Origin of the sequence: Mesorhizobium sp. M5C.F.Ca.IN.020.29.1.1 (assembly GCF_003997375.1) — a bacterium.
GTDB classification, from domain to species: domain Bacteria; phylum Pseudomonadota; class Alphaproteobacteria; order Rhizobiales; family Rhizobiaceae; genus Mesorhizobium; species Mesorhizobium wenxiniae.
The window spans coordinates 1-8,610 of record NZ_RZSW01000249.1 but is presented as its reverse complement, the minus strand read 5'-3'; the positions used below and the strand labels follow the sequence as shown (position 1 = coordinate 8,610).

Annotated in this window: 10 protein-coding genes and 2 pseudogenes; 3 read left to right on the top strand and 9 right to left on the bottom strand. The window is 62.2% G+C overall.

The genetic code is table 11. The features are described from left to right. Positions 1–235, bottom strand: a pseudogene (locus tag EOA85_RS19790) (histidine phosphotransferase); the annotation flags it as partial. 479 nt (positions 236–714) lie between these two features. Between EOA85_RS19790 and EOA85_RS19785 the strand changes: the two are divergent. Both EOA85_RS19785 and EOA85_RS19780 read left to right on the top strand, forming a co-directional pair. Then, on the top strand, positions 715–1,254 hold the full coding sequence (locus EOA85_RS19785; protein ID WP_051694969.1) for an EipA family protein: 540 nt from the start codon (positions 715–717) through the stop codon (positions 1,252–1,254). A gap of 138 nt (positions 1,255–1,392) precedes the next feature. Then, positions 1,393–2,562 (top strand): hypothetical protein, encoded by a 1,170-nt coding sequence (locus tag EOA85_RS19780; protein WP_127210858.1) that lies wholly within the window; start codon positions 1,393–1,395, stop codon positions 2,560–2,562. Positions 2,563–2,591: 29 nt separating this feature from the next. Here EOA85_RS19780 and EOA85_RS39905 read toward each other — a convergent pair whose 3' ends face one another. From EOA85_RS39905 to EOA85_RS19750, 7 genes and pseudogenes are all read right to left on the bottom strand, one after another. Next, on the bottom strand, positions 2,592–3,041 hold the full coding sequence (locus EOA85_RS39905) for a TrmH family RNA methyltransferase (protein WP_281033759.1): 450 nt from the start codon (positions 3,039–3,041) through the stop codon (positions 2,592–2,594). Between the two features lie 11 nt (positions 3,042–3,052). Beyond that, on the bottom strand, positions 3,053–3,391 hold the full coding sequence (locus EOA85_RS19770) for a metalloregulator ArsR/SmtB family transcription factor (RefSeq protein WP_127210857.1): 339 nt from the start codon (positions 3,389–3,391) through the stop codon (positions 3,053–3,055). Between the two features lie 173 nt (positions 3,392–3,564). Then, positions 3,565–4,326 carry a HugZ family protein gene (locus tag EOA85_RS19765; protein WP_127210856.1) on the bottom strand — a complete coding sequence of 254 codons (762 nt, stop codon included), beginning with the start codon at positions 4,324–4,326 and terminating at the stop codon, positions 3,565–3,567. Positions 4,327–4,396: 70 nt separating this feature from the next. Continuing rightward, positions 4,397–4,813 carry a CoA transferase gene (locus EOA85_RS39900; RefSeq protein ID WP_281033758.1) on the bottom strand — a complete coding sequence of 139 codons (417 nt, stop codon included), beginning with the start codon at positions 4,811–4,813 and terminating at the stop codon, positions 4,397–4,399. Beyond that, a pseudogene (locus tag EOA85_RS39895) lies at positions 4,776–5,421 on the bottom strand (CaiB/BaiF CoA-transferase family protein). The gene EOA85_RS39900 and the pseudogene EOA85_RS39895 overlap by 38 nt, the downstream one beginning before the upstream one ends. A 116-nt stretch (positions 5,422–5,537) precedes the next feature. Further along, positions 5,538–6,299 carry a 3-hydroxyacyl-CoA dehydrogenase gene (locus EOA85_RS19755; protein WP_127210855.1) on the bottom strand — a complete coding sequence of 254 codons (762 nt, stop codon included), beginning with the start codon at positions 6,297–6,299 and terminating at the stop codon, positions 5,538–5,540. A 162-nt stretch (positions 6,300–6,461) separates the two neighbouring features. Further along, positions 6,462–6,998: an N-acetyltransferase gene (locus EOA85_RS19750; RefSeq protein ID WP_127210854.1), complete on the bottom strand. Its 537-nt coding sequence runs from the start codon at positions 6,996–6,998 to the stop codon at positions 6,462–6,464. Positions 6,999–7,281: 283 nt separating this feature from the next. Between EOA85_RS19750 and EOA85_RS19745 the strand changes: the two genes are divergently transcribed. Continuing rightward, entirely contained in the window at positions 7,282–8,271 is a 990-nt protein-coding gene (locus tag EOA85_RS19745) for a glutathione S-transferase family protein (protein ID WP_127210853.1), read from the top strand. Between the two features lies 1 nt (position 8,272). Here EOA85_RS19745 and EOA85_RS19740 read toward each other — a convergent pair. After that, positions 8,273–8,610: NUDIX domain-containing protein (locus EOA85_RS19740; protein ID WP_127210852.1), on the bottom strand; the 338-nt coding region annotated here is incomplete at its 5' end.

Sequence of the window (8,610 nt, the reverse complement as noted above, 5' to 3'; positions counted from 1 at the left end):
TCATCATGCCGGCAGAACCGGCTGCGCCGAAGGCGATGCGGGCGAATTGCAGGCGGGCCGAAGCGTTTCTGGCGCTCTGGCGAATCAATTTCATGGCATCTTCGTCGGCGCCGCCTTCGTCGAGCAGCTCAAGCCCGTTGTTTATGGCGCCGACCGGCGAAATGATGTCGTGGCAGACCCGGCTGCACAAAAGCGCTGCGAGATCGGGTGCGGAAACGGTGAAAAGCTCGGCCATCGGCGAAAGTCCCTGCAAAATTTCACTAAAAATGGCCGGGCGATCAATGGTCACGCCTGTCCACACGAATCACGCTCTCTCCCAAGGCCTACTGAATACACAGCGCCTGAGCGTGCAGCAACAAATCCGGAATTGCCGTTATCGAAAATGGTGTGTTCACGCAGGGGGCGGATACTGCGCAACCGACGCGAAACCGGCTCGAAACCAGCCTTCTAACCGCCATCTTCATGTGAAAGCTTAATGGTTGAAAAAGGATTACGGCATAGTTTGCCCATAACAGTCATCCTTAGCGGCCGCCAAAGAGCCGCACGGATGCGAGGCGTCGGCGAAAGTGCTCCCTGACGGAGATTGGAAGCATGTTTTCCCGATACTACGACCGGAGCTTTTTCCGTGTCATCACCGACCGGAGTTTTCTCCGTGTCGTCTCTGACCGGGTTTCCCGTGTCATCTCTGACCGGAGTTTTTCCCGTGTCACCTCAATGGCGATCGCTCTGATGGGCCTTGTCGTCGTCTTTTCAACCTCCCCTTCGCGGGCCCAGGAATACACCGCTCAGGAGATCGTCGATTCCGGGCATAAATTCTTCGGCGCAACATCGGGCGGGCTCGCCACCGTCGTCGAGAAGATTTTCGCCTCCTACGGCCTGCCTAATGGCTATTTGCTTGGCGAGGAGGGCTCGGGCGCACTGATCGGTGGCCTGACCTATGGCGAAGGCACGCTCTACACCAAGAATGCCGGCGATCACAAAGTGTTCTGGCAGGGCCCGTCGCTCGGCTGGGATTTTGGCGGCGAGGGCTCGCGGGTGATGATGCTGGTCTACAATCTCGACGATGTGAACAGCCTCTACAATCGTTTCGGCGGCGTTGCCGGCTCCGCCTATCTCGTGGCTGGCGTCGGCTTCAACGTGATGAAGAACAACAATGTGCTGCTGGTGCCGATCCGTACCGGCGTCGGCGCCCGGCTTGGCGTTAATCTCGGTTATCTCAAGCTTACCCAGCGTGCCACCTGGAATCCGTTCTGAGCAGGCGGTTGCCTCGTCATCCCGATTGGTTCCAGGGTCGAAGACTTGAACATTGCTGCGGCAGACCCTTGCCGCAGCACTGGAATTCCGTCATGCGAACGTGGCACAGTCCCTAACGGTCCATAACGGATAGTCACCTTGGTTCAGTCGGTCCTGTTCTTTGTCCTCGGCTTTCTCTGCGCCGGCTTTGTGGCGCTGATGATTGCCCCGGCCATCTGGCGGCGGGCCGTGATGCTGACGCGCAAACGCGTCGAGGGCTCAATGCCGCTGACGCTGGCCGAGATTCAGGCGGAGAAGGATCGCATCCGCGCCGAGTTCGCCATGTCGACGCGCCGGCTCGAAATGAGCGTCAAGTCGTTGCGCGAAAAGGCGGCCGAACAGCTTGTCGAGATCAGCCGCGGCCGCGAGGCCCTGAAGGAGCTGGCGCTCGAGCGGAAGGACAAGAAACAGGCCCTTTCCGAACTCGAGGCCAAGGGCGAAGACCTTCGACAGCGCGAAGACCAGCTGCAGCTTGTGTCGGATCGGCTTGCTCAAACCGAACATGCCCTGGAAAAGCGTGTGCTCGAGCTGAAAAAACTGGAGCATATGTATGACGACGCCAGCTTTTCTTCCAGCAGCCGTCAGATCGAACTTGTGGCGCGCGAGTCCGAACTGCAAAGGTTGGCCGACGACATTTCGGTGCTGCGTGGCCAGCGCAAGGAGGCGGACAGGCGCCAACAGGAGAGCGCGGCCGAGAGCAAGGCCGCACGAGACGCGTTGAAGGCCGAGAAGAAAAGGACCGGCGAACTGGACAAGAAGGTCGAGCGCCTGCTCGCCACGCTTGCCGATCGCGAGGACAAGCTTGACCGCCGCGAAAAGGAAATCGCGCGGCTTCGCCAAAAGTCGAAAAGCGAAAGCGTGGAAAACGCCTCGGCGGTTCGTCTCGTCGGAGTGCAAGGTAGTCAGGGCGATGCGGCCGTCAAGGACGACGACGACACCCAAAACGCCATCGCCAAGCTCGACCGCGACCGAGAGCGGTTGGAGGCGAGGCTGACGGAACTGGCCCGCGAGAACAAGAAACTGAAAACGGAGCTTGCCGCCTTCGAGGCATCCAAATCCGAAGACGGCGACGATGCGCGCCGCGCCAGCGCTGCATTGCGTGAGCAGATGAGCGACCTGGCGGCGCAAGTCGTCGCCCTGACGGCGACGCTCGACGGGCCGGAGTCGCCGATCGCAAAGGTTCTTGCGGCACCCAACCAAGCGGGAAGCGGCGAACGCAGCCTTGCCGATCGCGTGCGGGCGCTGCAGAAGGCCGAATCGACGCATTGAACCCAGGCAGTGATGCTGTCTTCTGCGGCTCAGGTGCTGCTTGCCGAAAAATGATGTAAGGCGATGGCTGACGCGGCGGCGACATTCAGGCTGTCGAAGCCTTCTGCCATATCGATCCGCACCGTCCGCAGACGGGCGAGCAGGCTTTCGGGCAGGCCTTCGCCTTCGGCGCCGAGATAGAGCGCCAGCCGTTCAGTCCTTTTCGTATCGCGGATGGTCTTGCGGGTCGTCGATACGAATGGGGCGCATGCTTGCCTCAGCTGACTCGCATCGGCCCGATCGTGGTGAGCTTTCCGACAGCACGACGCGTGGATCCAAAGTGTTAGAGCGTACTTTCTGCGTCCAACTGGACGCAAGTCGCTCTTAGAATCGTTAGTGAGGTAAGGGTGCCCGGGCCAGTTCTTGCATTTATGGATATCGTTATCCCAAAACCGCTTCGCACCCTCGGTCAAGCCCAAGGGCAGGCTTTTGGGCGACATGCATTGGCCGGTTACGTCCCGGAGCGACGCGGGCGGTATGCCATCTGCGATAGCTCACCCTCGCCGAAAATCCCGTCCAGAGTGCTGAGAAGTTCGCGCACGGCATCGGATTTACAGGAATAGTAGATCATCTGCCGGTCGCGCCGGGTCTCGACGAGATCGAGCGCCCGCAGTTTGGCCAGATGCTGCGATAGGGCGGATTGGCTGAGCAGAACCTTCTCGGCGATAGCGCCGACCGACATTTCACCGTCGGCCAGATAGTTCATGATCAACAGTCGTTTCTCGTTGCCCATCAGCGTCAGAAACGCAGCCGCTGATTCGGCATTGGCAATTAGCTTTTTCGAGACCATCGATCCCCCATGCCTTCCTGCTCATCCGGCGCTATGGGGGCAATAGCGTCTGATTCCATAGGCTCACTCGCGAATGTGCGCTGGCGATTCAACGCTACCGGGAAAGCGTAGAACATCTCGCTCAAACCTCAAGACTTGCTTTTGGCCCGACGCGATTAACTGTCGGACTGTGTTTAATCCGCCACTCGGCCGGTTTTTGCCATGTCGACCAGAACATGCCTGAGCTCGCGCGCCGTCCTCAATGGCTCGGGAAAGAACACCCGGCAGACATCGTCGCCCAGCGCCAGGTCCATGCCGTCGGCGTCGAAGCCGGTGACGACCCAGCCGTCGCCCACCGCCTTGGCGAAGTGGCGCGCGTAGACGGCGATTGCGTCGCTATGGTCGGCATTCATGTGGTCGAGGGCGGATTGTTCGCCAGCGGCAAGCTCTTCGACGATCGGTGCGGTCGTGACCAGATCGGCGCGTTCGAGCAGGTAGGCCTTGCCAAAGCCGCCGTTGAGACTGGCGCGCTCTGGCTCGAGGCGGAAGATCGAGAAGTCGCCAAGACCGGCATAGAGCTTCGCCTTGGGGTTGCGGTTGAGATAGCGCCGGTCGGCGCGGGCGTGCTCGCCGGATCCACGCTCAAGCCGTGCTGCCCGACAGACGAGCGTCAACCGCGGGTGCGCCAGCGGGTCGCCCTTGCCGGGCTCGCCGACAAGCAGCGAACAGCGCGGGTCGGCAAGGATTGCGCCGGTATGGGCGGACAGCATCGATACAAGGATCAGCGGCGTGCCGTCGAGATCGGTGGCGACGCCAACCCTGCTGGCCAGCGGCGAACCGGTCCCGGGTTCGATCACCGCCAGCGCGCCGAAACGGGCACTGCGGATCAGCGTCTTTGCCAGCCTGATCGCTTCGGCGTCGGTCTCGCGGATCACGTCCTTCTTCCGGTCGGCCAAAATCCACACCGTTTTAAGCTGATGTTTAGTCTCTGGTTATCAACCTATCACACCGGATTTGACAAGGGCTTCAGTTTCGATTTTCGGGAAGGCCGAAGCGTGCCAGCACGGTCGCCGCCTGACAATCGTGATCGGCCGGCATAGCGGCAAGCGTCGGCCGGGAGCGCGAAAAACGCGGCGCCGGGGCGGGGCGCTCAAGCGCACCCGACGTCACAAAGGCGTTGCGAGCGCGATTGTGGGGATGATCCCTGGCTTCCCGCAGGGACAGAACCGGTGCAACACAAGAGTCGGTCGCAGCAAAGAGACGGTCCCAGTCGTCCCGTGTCTTCTGCCCGACTCGATCGACAATGGCGGCGCGCATCTGCGGCCACAATGTCCTGTCGTATTGGCCGCGTACAAAACGTTCGTCGAGCGGCAGCAGTCTTGCGAATTCGGCGAAGAACGGGGGTTCAAGGCAGCCGACGGCGACGTACGTCCGCCGTCTCATAGGTATCGTAGAAGGGCGCGCCGGAATCGAGCAGGTTCGCGCCGCGCATGTCACTCCACAGGCCCGCTGCCATCAAGGCGTGCACAGGTGTCGTCAGCATCGAAGCGCCCTCGGTCATCGCGGCGTCGATCACTTGGCCCCTGCCGGAGCGCGAACGCTCAAACAGGGCGGCCAGTGCGCCGGCAACCAGCATCACGGCGCCGCCGCCATAGTCGGCGACGAGGTTGAGCGGTGGGACTGGCCGGCCTCCTTCCTGGCCGATGGCGCAGCACACCCGAATAGGCGAGGTAGGTGATGTCGTGGCCGGCACGATCCGATAGCGGTCCGTTCTGGCCGAATCCCGTCGTGCGGCCGTAGATCAGCGCCGAGTTGCGTGCCAGTACCGCGTCCGGCCCAAGACCAAGCTGCTCCATGACATCGGGACGAAACCCTTCGATCAGCATGTCGGCCTTTTCGGCAAGGCGCAGCACCAGTTCGGCGCCTTCCAAGTGCTTCAGGTCAATCCGCAGGACGGAGCGGCCGTGACGGTCGATGTCGTATTCATCCGGTAGCGTCAGAAACGGCCGGGTCGACCCAGCCCGCTCGATGCGCAGCACCTCGGCTCCCATCTCCGACAGCATCAGGCCGGGTAACGGCACCGGTCCAATCCGGCCATCTCGATCACCGTCAGGCCGGCGAGCGGGCCGGTCTTCGCCTGCGGGGCGACTTAGGAACTCATGGACGGCTACTTCGGCGCCATGCGGATGGCGCCATCAAGGCGGATGGTCTCGCCGTTGAGCATCTGGTTTTCGATGATGTGCAGCACAAGGGCTGCATATTCGGAAGGCTCGCCGAGACGGGACGGGAAGGGTACCGCAGCGCCAAGCGAATCCTGCACCTCTTGCGGCATGCCGGCCATCATCGGTGTCTTGAAGATGCCGGGCGCGATGGTGCAGACGCGAATGCCCGACCGGGCAAGGTCGCGCGCCACCGGCAGCGTCATGCCGACGACCCCGCCCTTGGAGGCTGAGTAGGCCGCCTGGCCAATTTGACCGTCATAGGCGGCGACCGATGCCGTGTTGACGATGACGCCGCGCTCGCCGCCCTCCAGCGGCTCAAGTTTCGCGGCCCGGTCGGCGATGAGGCGGATCATGTTGAAGGTGCCGATCAAATTGACCTCGATCACCTTGCGGTACTGCTCGAGCGGGTGCGGGCCGTCCTTGCCGATCGTTTTCATGCCGATGGCGATGCCGGCGCAATTGACCAGGATACGGGGTTCGCCGAACTTTTTTACCACTTCCGCCACTGAAGCAGCACCGCCGTCGGCGCTGCTTACGTCGCATTGGATGGCGATGCCGCCGATATCGGCCGCAATCTTCGCCGCACGCTCGATGCCGAGGTCGAGGATGGCAACGTCCGCGCGCTTCGCGGCCAGTGCACGTGCCGTCGCTTCGCCGAGGCCGGATCCGCCGCCGGTGACGATCGCAATCTGGCCGTTCGGGTTCATGTCGGCGTCCCCCACCTAAAGCGCTCGCGTTATCTAAAGCGCGTCGCGTTCTCTGTTTTTATGCATGTCGTTACCCCAAAACCGCTGCGCACTTTTGGGCGACATGCACCATCGGCCACATGCTACGAAGCCCGACAGGACGGCGCAACCGCATCTGGACGGTCATGCCATCGCGGCGACGTTCGCGGCAATCCTTGCCTGATCGGCGTGGCAAACCTCCCCCACCAGCCTTGCCACCGCGCCCGGCACGATCTCGTGCGACAAAAGCCGGTCGAGATCGACCGGGCGCGGCATGGAGATTTGCCCACGCGGGATTCTCTTGAAGCCGAGCGGGCCGTAATAGGGCTCGTCGCCGACAAGCATCACGGCCGGCGTGCCGGCCTTGGCGGCGGCCTCCAGCGCGATTGCCACCAGCCGGCGGCCGATACCGAGACTCTTGAAGGCCGGCCGCACGGCAAGCGGTCCGAGCATCAGCGCGCGACCGGAGCCGGCCGCGATGCGCGTCATGCGCACCGAAGCGACAACGATATCGCCACGGACGGCCACGAAGGACAGGGCGCGTTCGTGCGGGCCGCCCTCACGGATCTTGTAGGCGCCCAGCACGAAACGACCCGGCCCGAAGGCTTCGTCGTTTATGGCTTCGATTTCGGGGTCATGCGCCGGCTTTTCCGGCAGGTATTTTACGTCGGCAAGGCTCATGGTCTTTGCGTTCCGGTATACGGGAAAAGGTTTGCTGCAAACGGCAGCGTTCGCCAGTCAGCGCTTCATCAAGCGCGGGCGCCCTTTCGTCGTCGGTCGAACCGGATCAAAGCGAAGTCGAACATGCGGATTTTCCGCTAGCACCAATCTCCAGCAACTGCAATCGGCCGTTTGCTTGCCGCCCTTCGGTTGCCGCCCTCGCGATTGACGAACTGTTCAACGCCTGGCGATTTCCGCATCGTCGGTTTGTGCCTACATCCCTAAGAAGACGAAAGGACATCGCATGGGATTGCTGGTCGGCGGCAAATGGCAGGACAGCGGGTACGACACCAAGGGCAGCGACGGCGAGTTCGTGCGGGCGCAGTCGCAATGGCGCGACTGGGTCACGGTTGACGGTACGCCGGCCGAAGGCCGCAAGCGCGGCTTCAAGGCCGAGCCGGGCCGCTACCACCTCTATGTCTCGCTTGCCTGTCCCTGGGCGCACCGGACGCTGATCATTCGAGCATTGAAGAAACTCGAGGACGTGATTTCCGTCTCGGTCGTCCATCGTTTCATGGGGGCCAACGGCTGGACCTTCCTGGCCAAGGACGGCGCCACCGGTGACACGCTCTACCATTTCGATTTCCTGCATCAGATCTACACCAAGGCCGATCACGCCTATTCCGGCCGCGTGACGGTGCCGGTTCTGTGGGACAGGCGAGAACAAACAATCGTCTCCAATGAGTCCTCCGAGATCATCCGGATGCTCAATTCAGCCTTCGACAAATGGGGCGATGTCAGCCTCGATTTCTATCCGAAAGCACTGCGCGGCGAAATCGACGCGGTCAATGCGCTGGTCTATCCCTCAGTCAACAACGGCGTCTACCGCGCCGGCTTTGCCACCACGCAAACGGCCTATGAGAAAGCGTTTGGCGAACTGTTCTCGGCGCTCGACCAACTCGAGGATCGCCTATCTCGCCAGCGTTATCTCGTCGGTGACCGCATCACCGAGGCCGATTGGCGGCTGTTCACCACGCTGGTCCGCTTCGACCCGGTCTATGTCGGCCATTTCAAGTGCAACCTGCGCCGCATCGCCGATTATCCGAACCTGTCGAACTATCTGCGCGACCTCTATCAGGTCCCAGGGGTCGCAGGCACGGTGAGCCTGCACCACATCAAGGCGCACTATTACGGCAGCCATGAAACGATCAATCCGACGCACATCGTGCCGGTCGGGCCGGAACTGGACTACGCGGCGCCGCATGATCGCAATCGGTTCAGGAAGGCGGCGTGACCTACCAGTAGGGCGACGCCGCCGCGCCGCCAAAAATCTCGGCAATCCGTCGCAGTGTGGCCGGCGTCGTTGCCTCCGGCAGGCGGTCGAGAGGAAAGAAACCGGCTGCGGCGATCTCGCGGTCCGGCAGCTTCGGCGCCGTCTGATTGAACTGCTCGACCAAATAGAGCCCGACATGGTCGCGGCGGCTGGCCCGACGGTTGAAATGCATCGATTTCAGCACCGGCGGCGCAGTCAATGCAATATTGCCCTCCTCGGAGAGTTCGCGCGCCAGCGCCTCGATCATCGTCTCGCCCAGCTCGACGCCACCGCCGGGAAGCTGCCAGCCCGGTACATAGG

Bases quoted from the DNA above. Each gene is read 5' to 3' on its own strand.
- EOA85_RS19785 (WP_051694969.1), top strand. From the start codon at position 715: ATGGCGATCGCTCTGATGGGCCTTGTCGTCGTCTTTTCAACCTCCCCT.
- EOA85_RS39905 (WP_281033759.1), bottom strand. From the start codon at position 3,041: ATGTCGCCCAAAAGCCTGCCCTTGGGCTTGACCGAGGGTGCGAAGCGG.
- EOA85_RS19770 (WP_127210857.1), bottom strand. From the start codon at position 3,391: ATGGTCTCGAAAAAGCTAATTGCCAATGCCGAATCAGCGGCTGCGTTT.
- EOA85_RS39900 (WP_281033758.1), bottom strand. From the start codon at position 4,813: ATGAGACGGCGGACGTACGTCGCCGTCGGCTGCCTTGAACCCCCGTTC.
- EOA85_RS19755 (WP_127210855.1), bottom strand. From the start codon at position 6,299: ATGAACCCGAACGGCCAGATTGCGATCGTCACCGGCGGCGGATCCGGC.
- EOA85_RS19750 (WP_127210854.1), bottom strand. From the start codon at position 6,998: ATGAGCCTTGCCGACGTAAAATACCTGCCGGAAAAGCCGGCGCATGAC.
- EOA85_RS19745 (WP_127210853.1), top strand. From the start codon at position 7,282: ATGGGATTGCTGGTCGGCGGCAAATGGCAGGACAGCGGGTACGACACC.